Origin of the sequence: Streptomyces sp. NPDC090798, assembly GCF_044768965.1 — a bacterium.
Taxonomy (GTDB): domain Bacteria; phylum Actinomycetota; class Actinomycetes; order Streptomycetales; family Streptomycetaceae; genus Streptomyces.
In genome coordinates, this window is sequence record NZ_JBIVXA010000009.1 from 282121 (window position 1) to 298317 (window position 16197).

The 16197-nt window shown below is 70.0% G+C and carries 13 protein-coding genes and 3 pseudogenes; 11 read left to right on the top strand and 5 right to left on the bottom strand.

From position 1 onward, the window contains the following. Positions 1–46: 46 nt before the first annotated feature. Both ACIQTP_RS21715 and ACIQTP_RS21720 read left to right on the top strand, forming a co-directional pair. Positions 47–628 (top strand): PadR family transcriptional regulator, encoded by a 582-nt coding sequence (locus tag ACIQTP_RS21715; RefSeq protein ID WP_403401885.1) that lies wholly within the window; start codon positions 47–49, stop codon positions 626–628. 76 nt (positions 629–704) lie between these two features. Continuing rightward, the gene (locus tag ACIQTP_RS21720; protein WP_403401887.1) at positions 705–1577 is read left to right on the top strand and encodes a class I SAM-dependent methyltransferase; all 873 of its coding nucleotides are present in this window, start codon (positions 705–707) and stop codon (positions 1575–1577) included. Here the strand turns inward: ACIQTP_RS21720 and ACIQTP_RS21725 are convergent. The 3 genes and pseudogenes from ACIQTP_RS21725 to ACIQTP_RS21735 all read right to left on the bottom strand — a co-directional run. Continuing rightward, a pseudogene (locus tag ACIQTP_RS21725) lies at positions 1567–1970 on the bottom strand (peptidase); the annotation flags it as partial. The gene ACIQTP_RS21720 and the pseudogene ACIQTP_RS21725 sit on opposite strands and share 11 nt — an antisense overlap. Before the next feature lie 378 nt (positions 1971–2348). Next, positions 2349–3032 (bottom strand): glycerophosphodiester phosphodiesterase, encoded by a 684-nt coding sequence (locus ACIQTP_RS21730; RefSeq protein ID WP_402049694.1) that lies wholly within the window; start codon positions 3030–3032, stop codon positions 2349–2351. A gap of 20 nt (positions 3033–3052) precedes the next feature. Beyond that, a pseudogene (locus ACIQTP_RS21735) lies at positions 3053–4182 on the bottom strand (adenosine deaminase). A gap of 87 nt (positions 4183–4269) precedes the next feature. Here ACIQTP_RS21735 and ACIQTP_RS21740 point away from each other — a divergent pair. Continuing rightward, positions 4270–5127: a DUF4190 domain-containing protein gene (locus ACIQTP_RS21740; RefSeq protein WP_403401889.1), complete on the top strand. Its 858-nt coding sequence runs from the start codon at positions 4270–4272 to the stop codon at positions 5125–5127. Positions 5128–5146: 19 nt separating this feature from the next. Here ACIQTP_RS21740 and ACIQTP_RS21745 read toward each other — a convergent pair whose 3' ends face one another. Next, positions 5147–5743, bottom strand: coding sequence for an NADAR family protein (locus tag ACIQTP_RS21745; protein WP_403401891.1), 597 nt, complete (start codon positions 5741–5743; stop codon positions 5147–5149). A gap of 178 nt (positions 5744–5921) precedes the next feature. Between ACIQTP_RS21745 and ACIQTP_RS21750 the strand changes: the two genes are divergently transcribed. The 8 genes and pseudogenes from ACIQTP_RS21750 to ACIQTP_RS21785 all read left to right on the top strand — a co-directional run bounded on the left by ACIQTP_RS21750 (position 5922) and on the right by ACIQTP_RS21785 (position 15348). After that, positions 5922–7445 (top strand): gamma-aminobutyraldehyde dehydrogenase, encoded by a 1524-nt coding sequence (locus tag ACIQTP_RS21750; protein ID WP_402049700.1) that lies wholly within the window; start codon positions 5922–5924, stop codon positions 7443–7445. 163 nt (positions 7446–7608) lie between these two features. Further along, on the top strand, positions 7609–8856 hold the full coding sequence (locus tag ACIQTP_RS21755) for a PotD/PotF family extracellular solute-binding protein (RefSeq protein ID WP_402049702.1): 1248 nt from the start codon (positions 7609–7611) through the stop codon (positions 8854–8856). Between the two features lie 89 nt (positions 8857–8945). Further along, the gene (locus ACIQTP_RS21760; protein ID WP_403401894.1) at positions 8946–10097 is read left to right on the top strand and encodes an ABC transporter ATP-binding protein; all 1152 of its coding nucleotides are present in this window, start codon (positions 8946–8948) and stop codon (positions 10095–10097) included. Continuing rightward, a complete protein-coding gene (locus tag ACIQTP_RS21765; protein ID WP_403401896.1) occupies positions 10097–11020 on the top strand; it encodes an ABC transporter permease in 924 nt (307 codons plus the stop codon). Before ACIQTP_RS21760 ends, ACIQTP_RS21765 begins: the two co-directional genes overlap by 1 nt. After that, entirely contained in the window at positions 11021–11821 is an 801-nt protein-coding gene (locus ACIQTP_RS21770) for an ABC transporter permease (RefSeq protein ID WP_403401898.1), read from the top strand. Positions 11822–11881: 60 nt separating this feature from the next. After that, positions 11882–13300 (top strand): NAD(P)/FAD-dependent oxidoreductase, encoded by a 1419-nt coding sequence (locus tag ACIQTP_RS21775; RefSeq protein ID WP_403401900.1) that lies wholly within the window; start codon positions 11882–11884, stop codon positions 13298–13300. Between the two features lie 175 nt (positions 13301–13475). Continuing rightward, a complete protein-coding gene (locus ACIQTP_RS21780; RefSeq protein ID WP_403401902.1) occupies positions 13476–13928 on the top strand; it encodes a hypothetical protein in 453 nt (150 codons plus the stop codon). 111 nt (positions 13929–14039) lie between these two features. After that, positions 14040–15348: pseudogene (locus ACIQTP_RS21785) on the top strand (carbohydrate binding domain-containing protein). Here the strand turns inward: ACIQTP_RS21785 and ACIQTP_RS21790 are convergent. Further along, on the bottom strand, positions 15287–16177 hold the full coding sequence (locus ACIQTP_RS21790; protein ID WP_403402029.1) for a phosphatase PAP2 family protein: 891 nt from the start codon (positions 16175–16177) through the stop codon (positions 15287–15289). The pseudogene ACIQTP_RS21785 and the gene ACIQTP_RS21790 overlap by 62 nt on opposite strands. Positions 16178–16197 lie beyond the last annotated feature (20 nt).

The window sequence follows — 16197 nt, forward strand, 5'->3', positions numbered from 1 at the left end:
TCGCTCTGATCAATGGAGGGTCGATACCGGGTGTTAATTTGGGGAAATGGCTCTGCGCAACGCGGTGATGGCCGCGCTTCTGGAGGGCGAGGCGTCCGGATACGACCTCGCGAAGGGGTTCGAGGCCTCGGTCGCCAACTTCTGGATGGCCACCCCCCAGCAGATCTACCGCGAGCTGGAGCGCATGGAGGGCGAAGGGCTCGTCTCCGCCCGCGTCGTGCAGCAGGAACGTCGGCCCAACAAGCGGCTCTTCTCGCTCACCGAGGCCGGACTCGACGCGATGCGCGCGTACACGGCCGAAGTCCCCAGCAAGCCGACGGCGATCCGGGACGAGCTGATGGTCAAGGTGAGCTGCGTCGACATCGGAGACGCCGAAGCGGTACGGGCCGGGGTCGTCGAACGTGTGGAGCGGGCCGGCGCCAAGCTGGCCCGCTACCGGCGCGCGCAGGAGCGCATGCTGGCCGGCCGCAGCGAGGAGGAGTACCTCGCCACCGTCGAACGCGTGGGCCCCTACCTCACCCTGCTCGGCGGCATGGCCCTGGAGCAGGCGAACCTCCAGTGGGGCGAGACGGTCCTGAGGAGGCTCGACCAGCGGGCCGAGGCCCTCGCCGCCACGGCTCGCGGCTGACGCTCCAGGTACCCCGTGCCTGTCCTTGATTGCGGGCCGGGGCCGCCCCCTCCGTTCGGCGGATAGGTTCGCGGGTATGACGACCACATCGCAAGAAGCGTTCCTGCGGGCCTTCCACGCCGAGCGGCCGGCGGTGACCACGGACGCGTTCGCCGGTGGCCGCGCCGCGGACGGCCGGTCCAGCTACGAGATGCTGTGCGACCGGGTCGCCGGACACGGGCGGGTGCTGGATCTCGGTTGCGGCGACGGCCTGTTGCTCGAACTGCTCGCCCGGACCGAGGGACGGCGGCCGGCCGGGGTGGACCTCTCCCCGGAAGCGCTGGCGCTGGCGCGACGCCGACCGCTGCCCGCCGGGACGACACTGTCGGAGAGCCGGGCCCAGCACCTTCCCTTCGCCGACGACACCTTCGACGCCTGTGTCTCCCACATGGCGCTGATGCTCATGGGCGAGGTGGAACAGGTGGCCGCGGAAGTGGCCCGGGTGCTGCGCCCCGGGGGCATGCTGGCCTGCGTGATCGGCGGCGGCGCCGTGGGCGGTGAGGCGTACGAGCTGTTCATCGGGCTGTTGCGGTCCGCGATCGAGAGGGCTCCCGCCGGGCAGCGCATCCCCGCCCTAGGGGACCGGAGGACCCGCAGCCGTGCGGGGCTCGACAGCGTCCTCGCGCCGGCCGGATTCGCCCCGGTCGACTGGGAGACCGTCCCCATCGACCTGAGCGGTCCGGTGGAACAGGTGTGGGACGCCCTCGCGGGTGTCTATGACGTCGGCCCGCTCGACGCGGCCACCGTGGAGTCCCTGCGTGCGGCCTTCCTCGCCGGGGCGAAGGAGCTCACGGCGCCGAACGGGGTCGTCCCGTGCGGGATGAACGTCCATCTGGTGACGACGAATCTGACGACGGATCCGGCGGCAAGTCTGACGACCAATCCGGCGGCCGATGCCGCTACTGCTTGAGCGCCGCCATCGCGATGCGCAGGGCGACCGGGTTCATCTCCTCGCCCTTCGCGTCCGTGGAGTTGACCGAGTGGACGAGCGTGCGGGAGAGATCGCGAGTGGCCGCGAGGACCGCCGTGTATCCGTACCGCGCGCCCGACTTGAGCCAGTAGACCCGCCCGCCGTACTCGAAGCGCTGGAGCCCGGCGCTCATGGTGGCCCCGTCGATGCCCGACGGAACCGTGAACATCTCCTCCGAGGTTGTGCGGCCCCCGGATGCGCGGATCGGTACCGGGGAAGTACGTGTGCCGGCCCCTTCGCCACCGCGGAGGCGACGACCTGCCCGGGCGTGAGTGTGTCGAAGCGGTGCGCGTACACGTCCTCGAAGGAGTCGCCGAAGCCGTCACCCGCGCGAGCTGCAGCACGACCGCCGCCGTGACCACCTTCGGGCTACTTCCGGGTCCGCTGGCAGGTCCTGCCCCAGCAGCGCACCGGCGCCCTGCTCATGCCGACGTGGACCGGGCTGAGCGGCAAGCTCTTCCACGTCGCCTCGGGCGGCGGTCACCGCATGGACGACGTGCAGTCGGGCTCGACGGACGGCACGACCTGGATGGGCGGCCCGTCCGTGGGCTACGCCGTCCTGCCCTCCGGCATCCAACAGATGTGGCAGAACGAGTACTTCTGGATCGACGGCACCGTCACCCTCCACCAGAACGAGGGCCCCGCCGACTACAACCTCTTCGTCCAGACCTCGACCTGGGACAAGGCGACCGAGGACGTCCGCACTCCCCCTCAGGCCTTGCGCAGCGCGCACAGCGCGTCGATGCGGTTCGTGGTGATCGAGTCCACCCCCATGTCCAGCAGCCGGCGCATGGAACGGCGGGTGTCGGGCGTCCAGACGGAGAGCAGCCGGCCGTCGCGGTGGACGCGGGCCGTGAGGGCGCGGTCGACCAGGCTGAAGCGGTAGTTGAGCCAGCGCGGCCGCACGGCTTCGAGGAGGGCTGGGCGGGGTGGTGCGAGGCTCGTCCAGGTCAGCGCGATCTCGGCGGAGGAGTCGGCGGCGCGCACCGCCAGCATGGCCGGGGCGCCCGCGCAGTAGTACACCCGGTCCTGGGCCCCGCACTCACGGATGACGTCGACGATCCTGCGTACGGCCGCGCCGTCGGGCTCACCCGGCAGATCGACCAGGATCCGGCTGTCCTTGGTCGCCTCGAGGGCCTCCGCGAGCGTCGGCACCCCGCCGCCCGTGAGCCCGCGCACCTCGGTGGAGGAGAGCGACCTGAGTGGCCGCTCCAGCTCCCACAGCCGTTTCAGTGTCTCGTCGTGCAGCAGCACGGGCACCTTGTCGCGGGTCAGCCGTACGTCGATCTCGACCGCGTCCGCGCCCAGTTGGAGCGCGGAACGCAGCGAGTCGAGGGTGTTCTCGCGGACGCGATAGGGGTCGCCGCGGTGGGCCACGGCAGTCACGGTGCGCATGGGCCCATTGTGCTGGTCGCTCAGGGCGTGAGCCACGCCGAGGCGTAGGTGTCGATCTCCTCGGCGAGGCGCTTCTTGCCGGCCGGGTCGAGGAAGGACGCCTCCACCGCGTTCTTGGCGAGCGCGGCGAGGCCGAGTTCGTCGAGGTCGAGGAGACGGGCGGCGACCGCGTACTCGTTGTTGAGATCGGTGCCGAACATCGGCGGGTCGTCGGAGTTGATCGTGACGAGGACTCCGGCCCGGGTGAACTCCTTTATGGGGTGCTCGTCGAGGGCGCGGACCGCGCGGGTGGCGATGTTGGAGGTCGGGCAGACCTCCAGCGCGATGCGGTGCTCGGCGAGGTGGGCGAGCAGCTTCGGGTCCTGCGCGGAGCTGGTGCCGTGCCCGATGCGCTCGGCGCGCAGCTCGTTGAGCGCGTCCCAGACGGTCTCCGGCCCGGTCGTCTCACCGGCGTGCGGCACCGAGTGCAGTCCGGCCGCGATCGCCTGGTCGAAGTACGGCTTGAACTGGGGCCGCGGTACGCCGATTTCGGGGCCGCCGAGTCCGAAGGAGACCAGCCCCTCCGGCCGCAGCCGGTCGTCGGTCGCGAGCCGCAGGGTCTCCTCGGCCGACTTGAGTCCCGCCTCGCCGGGAATGTCGAAGCACCAGCGCAGGACGACGCCGAACTCGGCCTCCGCCGCCTTGCGGGCGTCCTCGATGGCGTCCATGAAGGCGCGCTCGTCGATGCCGCGGCGGGTGGAGGACCACGGGGTGATGGTCAGCTCGGCGTAACGGACCTGCTGGCGGGCCATGTCCCGGGCGACCTCGTACGTCAGCAGCCGTACGTCCTCGGGGGTGCGGATCAGGTCGACGACGGACAGGTACACCTGGATGAAGTGGGCGAAATCGGTGAACGTGAAGTAGTCCGCGAGGGCCTCGGGGTCCGTCGGCACCTGGGAGTCGGGGTGGCGGGCGGCGAGGGTGGAGACGATGCGGGGGGAGGCGGATCCGACGTGGTGCACGTGCAGTTCGGCCTTGGGCAGTCCGGCGATGAAGGCGTGCAGGTCGCGGACGTCCTCGCGGATGCTGAGCTGGTCGGTCAAGGATTCCTCCCCGGAACGGCGCCCTCGGACCGTGGTCGGGGGACGCGGGTGATCGGCTGATCGGTGATTCGGGGATCATCGTAGGCCGCCCCTCACGGGGTGAAGCCCCGGGCCGTAGCATGACGGCAGGTACGACAGAGGAGGGGACCTCACGCATGTCCGACGACGCGCAGGCGCCACAGGTGCCGCAGAACGCCGCCGCGACCCCGTGGGCATCCCCGGACCAGTCGGTTCCGCCGCCGACGCAGATCGACGTGCCGTCGCCCGTCGGTCCCGAGGACGCGATACCCGGCGGGAACCCCCAGCAGGGTTCCCCGCCCGGCGGCCCCCTGGACAACGGCGCCGCCGGACCGCGACCCGAGCCGAACCCCTGGGCCCCGCCCGCGGACCAGGCCCCCTCGGTGCACAATCAGCCGACGGTCGTCGCCCTCCCCGGAACGGGCACACCGAGCTACCCCCAGCCCCACCCCCAGTCCCCGCCCCGGTCCTGGGACAGCCCCTTCGCGTCCCCCGCCGCCGCGCCCCCGCCCCACCCCCAGCCCGCCTCCGGAGAGCCGGTTCCCCCGCCGCCCATCGCTCCCGAGGGCCCCGGCCAGATCCCGTACGGCTACGGATACGGCTATCCGGCCTACCCCTCGCCAGGGGCCGGCTACCCGGGCGCCCCCGGCTACGGCTGGCCGATGATGCACCCGGTGCCGAGCAACGGCATGGGCACCGCCGGGCTGGTGCTCGGCATCATCTCGGCCGTCGTCTTCTGTCTGTGGCCGGTCGCGATCATCCTGGGCATCCTCGCGGTGACCTTCGGCGTGCTGGGGCGCCGCAAGGCGCGCCGCGGCGAGGCGGACAACCCCGGTCAGGCGCTGGCCGGGATCATCTGCGGAGCGGTCGGCATCGCGCTCGGCATCGCGATGATCGTGGTCTTCTTCGCCCTCCCGGACGACAGCGGCAACAGCGACCCGTTCAGCGGAGGCGACGGCTACTCCACTTCACTCGTCGTGCCGCACCTCGGCTAGATCACCAACCGCTCCCGCGCTAGAACCAGCCATCCCGGAGGAGCCGCTCCCGCGCCTCCATCAAGGCGAATCCCAGCAGGTTCGGCCCCCGCCACCGCTCGGGATCCGCCGCCCGCTCGTCGTCCGCCGCGAGCCCGATGCCCCAGACCCGGTCCATGGGGCTGGCCTCCACCAGCACCCGCGCGCCCGTGCCCAGCAGGAACGCCCGCAGCTCGGGATGGGCGGCGAACTTGTGCACGCTGCCCTCGACGACGATCCCGAAGCGCTCGCGCTCCCATATGGCCTCGTCGAAGCCGCGCACGAGCCGCCCCGCCTTCTTGGCGAGCGCGGGGCTGGACGCCTCGATCGCGCGCCGCTGCGCCTCCGCGTCGCCGAAGAGCCGTGCCTTGCCCGCCATCATCCAGTGCTCGGCGGTCGCGTAGGAGACACCGTCCACCACGAACGGTGACGGCCACCACTGGCTCAGGCAGCTCGCACTCACCTGACCGTCCGGTCGCGGACGGTGCCCCCAGAAGTGCAGGTACTTGACCCTCGCCCCCGAGCGGACCGCGCTGACCAGCGCTTCCCAAGAATCCATCTTCGCCATGCACGCCACTTTGGCACGCACCACTGACATTCCGTCCCGCCTTTTCCTTGGGGACTCGACACCTGGTCGACAGATTCCGTCGCGTAACCAAAAGGCAACAACGGAATCACTTGTTGGAGTCCCTCTGCTCTGTCAGGATCGGCACTCAAATCGAGCTGGAGCTACGCCCACCCCCGCGGCAGCGGGGAGAACGGCGGAGGAGAGCGACATGCACAATCCGGGCCATCGCTTCCAGGCGCAGGACCGCTTCGCGGACGGCGCGCAGTACATCGCGGGCCGGCTGACCAAGGGAACCTCGGGCCGTACGCACGCGGTCGTCGACCCCGCCACCGGCGACGAGGTCTACACGTACGAGCTGGCGAGCACCGTCGACGTGGACGCGGCCGTGGCCGCCGCCCGTGAGGCGTTCCCCGGCTGGGCGGGCGCCACCCCCGGCGAGCGCTCCGACGCCCTGCACCGCTTCGCCGCCGTGCTCGCCGACCGTGCCGAGGAGTTCGCCCGGGCGGAGTCGCTCCAGTGCGGAAAGCCCCTCAAGCTGACCCGCGAGTTCGACGTGCCCGGCACCATCGACAACACCGCCTTCTTCGCGGGCGCGGCCCGGCATCTGCAGGGGCAGTCCGCGGGCGAGTACTCCGGCGACCACACCTCGTACGTACGCCGCGAGCCCATCGGTGTCGTCGGCTCCATCGCGCCCTGGAACTACCCCCTCCAGATGGCCGCCTGGAAGATCCTCCCGGCGATCGCCGCGGGCAACACGATCGTGCTGAAGCCCGCCGAGCTGACCCCGCTGACGTCGCTGCTCTTCGCCATGGCCGCCACCGAGGCGGGCATCCCGGACGGCGTGATCAACATCGTGACGGGGGCCGGCAGGGACGCCGGTGAGCACCTCGTCGGCCACCCCGACGTGGCGATGACCTCCTTCACCGGGTCCACCGCGGTCGGCAAGCGCGTCGCCGAGATCGCCACCTCGACCGTCAAGCGGCTCCATCTGGAGCTGGGCGGCAAGGCCCCCTTCGTGGTCTTCGACGACGCGGACCTGGACGCGGCCGTGAACGGCGCGGTCGCGGGCTCGCTCATCAACACCGGGCAGGACTGCACGGCCGCCACGCGCGCGTACGTGCAAAGGCCCCTCTATGAAGAGTTCGTGTCCAGGACGGCCGCCCTGATGGCGAGCGTCCGCCTCGGCGACCCGTTCGCGTCCGGCACGGACCTCGGCCCGCTGATCTCGCACGCCCAGCGTGACCGTGTGGCGGGATTCGTCGACCGGGCCCGCGGCTACGCGCGCGTGGTGACCGGCGGAGAGATCCCCGACGAGCTCAAGGACGGCGCCTACTACCGGCCCACGCTCGTCGCCGACGCTCCCCAGGACAGCGAGATCGTGCAGTCCGAGATCTTCGGTCCCGTCCTGGTGGTGCTCCCCTTCGACAGCGACGACGAGGGAATCAGGCTCGCCAACGACACTCCGTACGGTCTCGCCGCCTCCGCGTGGAGCCGGGACGTGTACCGGGCCAACCGTGCGACCCGCGAGATCAAGGCGGGCTGCGTGTGGGTCAACGACCACATTCCGATCATCAGCGAGATGCCGCACGGCGGCTACAAGGCGTCCGGCTTCGGCAAGGACATGTCGGCGTACTCGTTCGAGGAGTACACCCAGATCAAGCACGTCATGTTCGACAACACCGCGGTCGCCAGGAAGGACTGGCACCGCACGATCTTCGGGGACAGGACCTAGGCCCTGTCGTCACATCACGTCTGCCCTCCGGGCGGACGACGGGAATGTGACGACAGGACCTAGTCGGTCCGCAGTCGACCGCGCGTCGGCTTCCGACTGTCGCCGAGTGGCAGACCAGGCCGCGAGACCACGGCCGCGACCCTTCCGAAAGGGCATCACGAGCATGGAGCAGTACGAGCCCGACCGCCTCTCCCCGGCCCAAGTGGCCGCCATGCGGCGCAGTTTCAGGAACGGCAGGGCCGCGCTCAGCCGCCGCTCGATGCTGCGCGCCTCCGCGGGCGGCGCGCTCGCCGTCGGCGGCCTCGGCGCGCTGAGCGGCTGCGGGATCCCGGCCGCCGGCAAGAGCCAGGGCGGCGTCTCCGCCGATGACCACTCGGCCAAGGAGAAGGTCATCGACTTCTCCAACTGGCCCGAGTACATCGACGTGGACGACAGCGGCAAGCACCGTCCCACGCTCGAGGCCTTCGCCAAGCGAACCGGTATCCAGGTCAAGTACACCGAGGACATCAACGACAACGACGAGTTCTTCGGCAAGGTCCAGCCGCAGCTCGCCGCGGGCCAGGACACCGGCCGCGACCTCATCGTGGTCACCGACTGGCTGGCCGCCCGCATGATCCGTCTGGGCTACGTCCAGAAACTGGACGCGTCCAACCTGCCGCACGCCTTCGCCAACCTGTCGGACCAGTTCCGCAGCCCCGACTGGGACCCCGGCCGGGCGTACTCGTACCCGTGGCAGGGCATCTCGACCGTCATCGCGTACAACAAGAAGGCGCTCGACGGCGTCGAAGTGAAGTCAATCTCCGACCTGCTCGACAACCCCAAGCTCAAGGGCCGCGTCGGCTTCCTGACCGAGATGCGCGACAGCATCGGTATGACCATGCTCGACATGGGCAAGGACCCGGCGAAGTTCACCGACGACGACTACGACGCGGTGATCGCCCGCCTCCAGAAGGCCGTCGACAAGGGCCAGATCCGCCGCTTCACGGGCAACGACTACACGTCGGACCTCACCAAGGGCGACTTCGCCGCATGCGTCGCCTGGGCCGGTGACATCGTCCAGCTCCAGGCGGACAGCCCCAACGTCGGTTATGTGATCCCGGACAGCGGCTACATGACGTCGACCGACAACATGCTGATCCCCAACAAGGCGCGCCACAAGACGAACGCCGAGCGGCTCATCGACTACTACTACGAGCTCGAACCGGCCGCCGAACTCGCCGCCTACATCAACTACGTGAGCCCGGTCGCGGGAGTGCAGCCCTATCTCGCCAAGATCGACAAGTCGGCGGCGGACAACCCGCTGATCATTCCCGACAAGGCCATGCAGGCCAAGTCCCACGCCTTCCGCTCACTGAGCTCGAAGGAAGAGACGGCCTACCAGCAGAAGTTCGCGAAGCTCACAGGGGCGTGACGCCTCCGGCGGCCGAGCGGTCGCGACCCGCGCGGCGACCGCGCCCCCGCCTGGAACCAAAGACGACCCCGACATCCAGGGACCACACCATGACGACAGACAACGGCGGCGACGTCCGCCTCTCCGGGATCAGCAAGACGTACGGCTCCTTCACGGCCGTCCACCCGCTCGACCTGACCGTCCCCGAGGGCTCCTTCTTCGCCCTCCTCGGGGCGTCGGGCTGCGGCAAGACCACCACCCTGCGGATGATCGCGGGCCTGGAGGAACCTTCCTCCGGCACCGTCTTCCTCGGCGACCAGGAGGTCACCAACCTGCCGCCGTACAAGCGGCCGGTGAACACCGTCTTCCAGTCCTACGCCCTCTTCCCGCACCTCGACATCTTCGAGAACGTCGCCTTCGGCCTGCGCCGGCGCGGCATCAAGTCGGTGAAGAAGCAGGTCGAGGACATGCTGGAGCTCGTCCAGCTCGGCGAGCAGGCCCGCAAGAAGCCGCACCAGCTCTCCGGCGGCCAGCAGCAGCGCGTCGCCGTGGCCCGCGCCCTGATCAACCACCCCAAGGTGCTGCTCCTCGACGAACCGCTCGGCGCCCTCGACCTCAAGCTGCGCCGGCAGATGCAGTTGGAGCTCAAGCGCATCCAGACCGAGGTCGGCATCACCTTCGTGCACGTCACGCACGACCAGGAGGAGGCCATGACGATGGCCGACACGGTCGCCGTGATGAACGCGGGCCGCGTCGAGCAACTCGGCGCCCCCGCCGACCTCTACGAGAACCCGCAGACCACGTTCGTCGCCAACTTCCTCGGCACCTCGAACCTCATCGAGGCCGCCGTCGACGGCAAGGACGGCGACGACATCGTCCTGGCGGCGGGCGGCGGCAAGCTGATCCTGCCGCAGGCGCGATGTTCGGCGCCCACGACGACCGGCGGCAAGGTCCTGGTCGGAGTCCGCCCCGAGAAGATATCGCTCACACACGTCGACGACGCGGGCGAGATACCGGCCGGCCGCAACCGGATCACCGGCAGGATCGCCGACTCCAGCTTCATCGGCGTCTCCACCCAGTACGTCATCGACAGCGCCGTCTGCCCCGAGTTCGAGGTCTACTCCCAGAACATCGACCGCGACGCCCGGCTCACCCCCGGCGCCGAGGTGGTCCTGCACTGGAGCCCGGCGCACACCTTCGGCCTCGACGCGGCGCAGGACATCGACGCGGGCGTCGAGACCGTCGAGGAGGAAGCCGCCTGATGGCCAGCGTCACCGAGGCGCCACTCCTCGCGCCGCAGCCCGACAGGAAGCCGCCCCGCAAGCGCGGCCGCCTCGTCCCGTACTGGCTGCTCCTGCCCGGCATCCTCTGGCTGCTGGTCTTCTTCGCACTGCCGATGGTCTACCAGGCCTCCACGTCCGTGCAGACGGGCTCCCTGGAGGAAGGCTTCAAGGTCACCTGGCACTTCCAGACGTACTGGAACGCGCTGGCCGACTACTGGCCCCAGTTCCTGCGCTCGGTGCTGTACGCGGGCGCCGCGACGATCCTGTGCCTGGTGCTCGGCTACCCGCTGGCCTATCTGATCGCCTTCCGCGCGGGCCGCTGGCGCAATGTCGTGCTGATCCTGGTCATCGCGCCGTTCTTCACCAGCTTCCTGATCCGCACACTCGCCTGGAAGACGATCCTCGCGGACGGCGGCCCGGTCGTCGGCGCCCTCAACGCCCTGCACGTCCTGGACGTCACCAACTGGCTCGGCTTCACCTCCGGCGACCGCGTCCTGGCCACACCACTGGCGGTGATCTGCGGCCTCACCTACAACTTCCTGCCCTTCATGATCCTGCCGCTCTACACCTCGCTGGAGCGCATCGACGGACGCCTCCACGAGGCGGCGGGCGACCTGTACGCGAAGCCCTTCACGACCTTCCGCAAGGTCACCTTCCCGCTGTCCATGCCCGGCGTGGTCTCCGGCACGCTGCTGACCTTCATCCCGGCCAGCGGTGACTACGTGAACGCCGACCTGCTCGGCTCCACCGACACCCGGATGGTCGGCAACGTCATCCAGACGCAGTTCCTGCGGATCCTCGACTATCCGACGGCCGCCGCGCTCTCCTTCATCCTCATGGCCGCGATCCTCATCATGGTCACCCTCTACATCCGCAAGTCCGGGACGGAGGATCTGGTCTAAATGGCCTTCGTACGCTGGTTCAAGCGGAATCTCGTCGTCATCGGGGGACTGCTGACGCTGGGATACCTGCTGCTGCCCAATGTCATCGTCACGGTGTTCTCCTTCAACAAACCGAAGGGGCGCTTCAACTACGAGTGGCAGCAGTTCTCCCTGGACGCCTGGCGCGATCCGTGCGGCGTCGCCGACATGTGCGGCTCGCTCTCCCTCAGCCTCCAGATCGCCGTCTGGGCGACCCTCGGCGCCACGGTCCTCGGCACGATGATCGCCTTCGCGCTCGTCCGCTACCGCTTCCGGGCGCGCGGCGCGGTCAACTCGCTGATCTTCCTGCCGATGGCGATGCCCGAGGTCGTCATGGCCGCCTCGCTGCTCACCCTCTTCCTCAACCTGGGTGCTCAGCTGGGTTTCTGGACGATCCTGATCGCCCACATCATGTTCTGCCTCAGCTTCGTGGTGACGGCCGTCAAGGCGCGTGTGATGTCGATGGACCCGCGCCTGGAGCAGGCGGCACAGGACCTCTACGCCGGCCCGGCGCAGACGTTCCTGCGCGTCACCCTGCCCATCGCGGCCCCCGGAATCGCGGCGGGCGCGCTGCTCGCCTTCGCGCTCTCCTTCGACGACTTCATCATCACCAACTTCAACGCGGGATCGACCGTCACCTTCCCCATGTTCGTGTGGGGCTCGGCGCAGCGCGGAACACCCGTTCAGATCAATGTCATCGGTACGACCATGTTCATCGTCGCCGTACTGTTCGTGCTGGCCGGAATGGTCATCAGCAACCGCCGCAACAAGCAAAAGGCATAGCGGAAGGCATAACCCACAGAGAAATTTCGGTGGGTAATTCAGCTGTAGGGAGTTGAAATCATGGCCCCAAGCGCCATGACCCGTTGGACCACGTCTCTTTCCGAAGCCCAGCCGGTTCCGTACTGGCTGGACGACCCCGGCAAGCCCCACCCCGAGCCCGCCCTCACCGGCGCCGAGACCTGCGACCTGCTCGTCGTCGGCGGCGGCTACAGCGGACTGTGGACCGCGCTGATCGCCAAGGAGCGCGACCCGCAGCGTGAGGTGGTGCTCCTGGAGGGCCGCGAGGTGGGCTGGGCCGCCTCGGGCCGCAACGGCGGCTTCTGCGCCGCGTCCTTGACCCACGGCCTGGCCAACGGACTCACCCGCTGGCCGGACGAGATCAGGAAGCTGGAGGAGCTGGGCGCCCGCAACCTCGACGAGATCGAGGCGGCCGTCGCCCGCTACTCCCTCGACTGCGACTTCGAGCGCTCCGGCGAGATCGACGTCGCCACCGAGCCGCACCAGGCGGCCGAACTCCGCGAGTGGCACGAGGAGCTGCGGGACCGGGGCCTGGCGGACGGCATCGAGTTCCTGGACGCCGACGCGGTCCGCGAACAAGTCGACTCGCCGACCTTCCTCGCGGGCCTGCACGACCGCCGCGGCGTCGCCATGCTCCACCCCGCCAAACTCGCCTGGGGTCTCAAGCGGGCCTGCCTGCGGCTCGGGGTGCGGGTGCACGAGCACACGCCCGCGCTCGCCCTGAAGGCGTACGGCGCCGGCATGGCCGTACGCACCCCGTACGGTTCCGTCCGCGCCCGCAAGGTGGCACTCGCCACCAACATCTTCCCGAACCTGGTCAAGCGGGTGCGCGCGTACACCGTCCCGGTCTACGACTACGCGCTGATGACCGAACCCCTGACCGCCGACCAGCTGGCGTCCGTCGGCTGGAAGAACCGGCAGGGCCTAGGGGACTCGGCGAACCAGTTCCACTACTTCCGGATCTCCGCCGACAACCGCATCCTGTGGGGCGGTTACGACGCGATCTACCCGTACGGCGGCCGGGTGCGCGCCGAGTACGACGACCGCCCGGAGACGTACGCGAAGCTCGCCGGGCACTTCTTCACCTGCTTCCCACAGCTGGAGGGCGTCCGCTTCACCCACGCCTGGGGCGGCGCGATCGACACCTGCTCGCGCTTCTCGGCCTTCTTCGGCACGGCGCACCAGGGGAGGGTCGCGTACGCGGCCGGGTACACGGGTCTGGGCGTGGGCGCGACCCGGTTCGGCGCGGACGTGATGCTCGACCTGCTGGCGGGGGAGCGCACCGAGCGCACGGAACTGGAGATGGTCCGCAAGAAGCCCCTGCCGTTCCCGCCCGAGCCCTTCGCCTGGACCGGCATCGCGCTCACCAAGTGGTCGCTGGCACGGGCGGACGCCCACGGCGGGCGGCGCAATCTCTGGCTGAAGACGATGGACAAGCTGGGACTGGGCTTCGACAGCTGAGCCGAGTTGCCGGGGCGTGCGCCGCAGTGGCTGATCCACAGGCGTACGCCCAGCTCATCCACTGTGAGCCGGCTCACCACCAAGAAGTGGCGGAACCCGCGTAACGCCCGGCCCGAACCTCCCTCCCCTCTGTGACGCGACCAGCGTCGACACGAGGAGAGAGGGAGGTTCCGCCATGACAGGGGCCAAGACGGCGGTCGAGTGGCTGGCATCCGTGGCACCGGATCCCGAGGCCTGCCGCTGGGAATGGGAGCGCAATCCGCTGGGGGTCGCGCTGCTGCCGGCCGGCAGGCTCTGGGACGTACTGATCCTGCCGGGCGACCTCGGCTTTCCCACGCTCGACGTGCTGACCCGGGTGATCGACCGACTCGGCCCGGTGCTCGTCGACTTCGGCGACGCCCGGATGGGTTTCTTCGTGCCGCCCGGCACCGCGGCGCGCTGGCTCGGCACGGGCGTGCGCACGGCGGGGCGCGGTACGTGGATCGTGGTGCCGTACCCGGGACGGACCACCGGCGGGGCCCGCTGGCTGATCCCGCCGGACGGCACCGGCACGCTCACCGATCCGGCGCTGCTGGAACTGGCCATGCACGAGGCGGCGGCGGGCATCGCCGGAAGTGAGGGCCGATAGCCGCCCCGGGGACGGACCCCGGTCACGGCCAAAGGTCTTGACCAACAGGATTGGTCTGGACCAAGTTGGCGCGCTCCACCCTCCTGAATCCCCCCATGCCCGGAGGCAGTTGTGGAGCGCACCGAACGCACCAGACCGTCCACGCGGCAAAGGCTGCTCGCCGTGTGCACGGCCACCGTGCTGGCCGTACTCGGCCTCGCCGCGCTCTCTTCGGCCGCCCGCGCGGCCGACGCGGACCTGGTCAGGAACGGCGGATTCGAGGCGGGCCTCGACGGCTGGACCTGTACGGCGGGCGCCGTCGTCAACTCACCGGTACGGAGCGGCAGTTCGGCGTTGCGGGCGACCCCGGCCGGCAGCGACTCGCGCAGTGCTCCCAGACGGTGACCGTCAAACCCGACTCCCAATACACCCTCGCCGGACACGTCCGGGGCAGTTAGGTCTACCTCGGTGCGAGCGGCACCGGCACCACCGACGTCTCCACCTGGACCCAGTCCGCTCCCGACTGGCAGCAGCTCAGCTCCACCTTCCGCACCGGCCCTTCCACCACCAAGGTCACCCTCTACACCCTCGGTTGGTACGGCACCGGCGCGTACTACGCCGACGACGTCTCCCTCGTCGGCCCCGGCGCCGACCCGGGACAGCCCCCGGCCGCGCCCACCGGCCTGGCCGCCGGCACGGTCACGTCCTGCACCGTCGCCCTGTCCTGGTCACCGGTCACCGGCGCGACGGGTTACGCCGTCTACCGCGACGGGGCGAAGGTCCAGACGGCCACCGGCACCTCGACCACCGTGAGCGGGCTCGCGCCCTCGACGGCGTACGCCTTCCAGGTCGCGGCGGTGAACGACGCGGGGGAGTCGGCGAAGTCGGCGACGGTCACGGCGACGACGTCCACGGGCTCGGGAGGCTCCACCGGGCACGCCCTCGTCGGCTACCTCCACGCGAGCTTCGCCAACGGCTCCGGCTACACCCGTATGGCCGACGTCCCCGACAGCTGGGACATCATCGACCTGGCCTTCGGCGAGCCGACCTCCACCACCTCCGGCGACATCCGCTTCACCCGCTGCCCCGTCACCGAGTGTCCGACCGTCGAGAGCGACGCCGACTTCAAGGCCGCGATCAAGGCCAAGCAGGCCGCGGGCAAGAAGGTGCTGATCTCGATCGGCGGCCAGAACGGCCAGGTGCAGCTGACCACGACGGCCGCCCGCGACACCTTCGTGTCCTCCGTCTCGAAGATCACGGATACGTGGCGCCGTCCGAGGCCACCAAGACCCTGGACTGGCTGACCAAAAAGACCAACTGCGGCTCGTACACCACCCACGGCATCTGGCCGGGACTGCGCGGCCTGATGACTTGGTCGATCAACTGGGACCGCTATGGGAGCTGGGAGTTCCAGCGGACCTTCGACGGCGGTTTCGGCTGACGGCGGTTTCGGCCAGCGGCTGTTTCGGCTGACGGCTGTTTCGGCGGAGGAGGAGCCACAGCGTGCGCAGCAGCACCGTGCAGAGGCACCAACTGGCCGCCACGTCCAGCGGCCAGTGGTAGCCCCGCCGGACCAGGCCGAAGGCGACGCCCAGGTTGAGGGCGAGACAGCCGACGAGCAGAGCGCGGCGGGCCCCGGCGCGCCGCAGCCACGGCATCAGCACCAGGGCCGCACCGCCGTACGCGATGACGGCGGTGGCGGTGTGACCCGAGGGATAGAAACCCGTGCCCGGGCCCATGACCGGTGGGCCCGGCCGGGCGACCAGTTCTTTCAAAGGCACGATCAATGCCGGTACGACCGCCATCAAGGCCGCCGCCGCGAGGGACGGCAGCCACCAGCGCTCCCGCCCGGCCGCGCGGGCCCGCCACGCCACATACCCGAGCACGACGGCCAGGACCGGCACCGCGACGGTGACATTGCCCAGGTCGGCCAGCAGTTCCCAGACGCGGTCGGGATGGACGAGACGGTCACTGAGGCGTTCGTCCGCGCGGGCGAGGGGGCCGTGGGCCGCGACCTGCCAGGTGATCAGCGCGAAGAGGAGGGCCGGAAGGCCGAGAAGTCCGTGACGCCCGAGGAGGAAGGTCGGCCGCCCCGGAACAGGGGGGGTAGTTCCGAGGCGGCCGTCCAGACCGGGTCGTCGCGCGCCCCGGGGGGTTTGGGGCGAGCGACTGTCCGATCGGTGAGGAGATCCGGAGCCGGAAGCTCCGGGTGTGTGCGCGAGGGCACGACCAGGGCGAAGCTGGGGAGGCCTCGACCCGGTGTCACCCACAGTCCCCTGTGGGCGGGGTG

Bases quoted from the DNA above. Each gene is read 5' to 3' on its own strand.
- ACIQTP_RS21760 (WP_403401894.1), top strand. From the start codon at position 8,946: ATGACGACAGACAACGGCGGCGACGTCCGCCTCTCCGGGATCAGCAAG.
- ACIQTP_RS21715 (WP_403401885.1), top strand. From the start codon at position 47: ATGGCTCTGCGCAACGCGGTGATGGCCGCGCTTCTGGAGGGCGAGGCG.
- ACIQTP_RS21780 (WP_403401902.1), top strand. From the start codon at position 13,476: ATGACAGGGGCCAAGACGGCGGTCGAGTGGCTGGCATCCGTGGCACCG.
- ACIQTP_RS21775 (WP_403401900.1), top strand. From the start codon at position 11,882: ATGGCCCCAAGCGCCATGACCCGTTGGACCACGTCTCTTTCCGAAGCC.
- ACIQTP_RS21755 (WP_402049702.1), top strand. From the start codon at position 7,609: ATGGAGCAGTACGAGCCCGACCGCCTCTCCCCGGCCCAAGTGGCCGCC.
- ACIQTP_RS21750 (WP_402049700.1), top strand. From the start codon at position 5,922: ATGCACAATCCGGGCCATCGCTTCCAGGCGCAGGACCGCTTCGCGGAC.
- ACIQTP_RS21730 (WP_402049694.1), bottom strand. From the start codon at position 3,032: ATGCGCACCGTGACTGCCGTGGCCCACCGCGGCGACCCCTATCGCGTC.
- ACIQTP_RS21740 (WP_403401889.1), top strand. From the start codon at position 4,270: ATGTCCGACGACGCGCAGGCGCCACAGGTGCCGCAGAACGCCGCCGCG.
- ACIQTP_RS21720 (WP_403401887.1), top strand. From the start codon at position 705: ATGACGACCACATCGCAAGAAGCGTTCCTGCGGGCCTTCCACGCCGAG.
- ACIQTP_RS21745 (WP_403401891.1), bottom strand. From the start codon at position 5,743: ATGTCAGTGGTGCGTGCCAAAGTGGCGTGCATGGCGAAGATGGATTCT.
- ACIQTP_RS21765 (WP_403401896.1), top strand. From the start codon at position 10,097: ATGGCCAGCGTCACCGAGGCGCCACTCCTCGCGCCGCAGCCCGACAGG.
- ACIQTP_RS21770 (WP_403401898.1), top strand. From the start codon at position 11,021: ATGGCCTTCGTACGCTGGTTCAAGCGGAATCTCGTCGTCATCGGGGGA.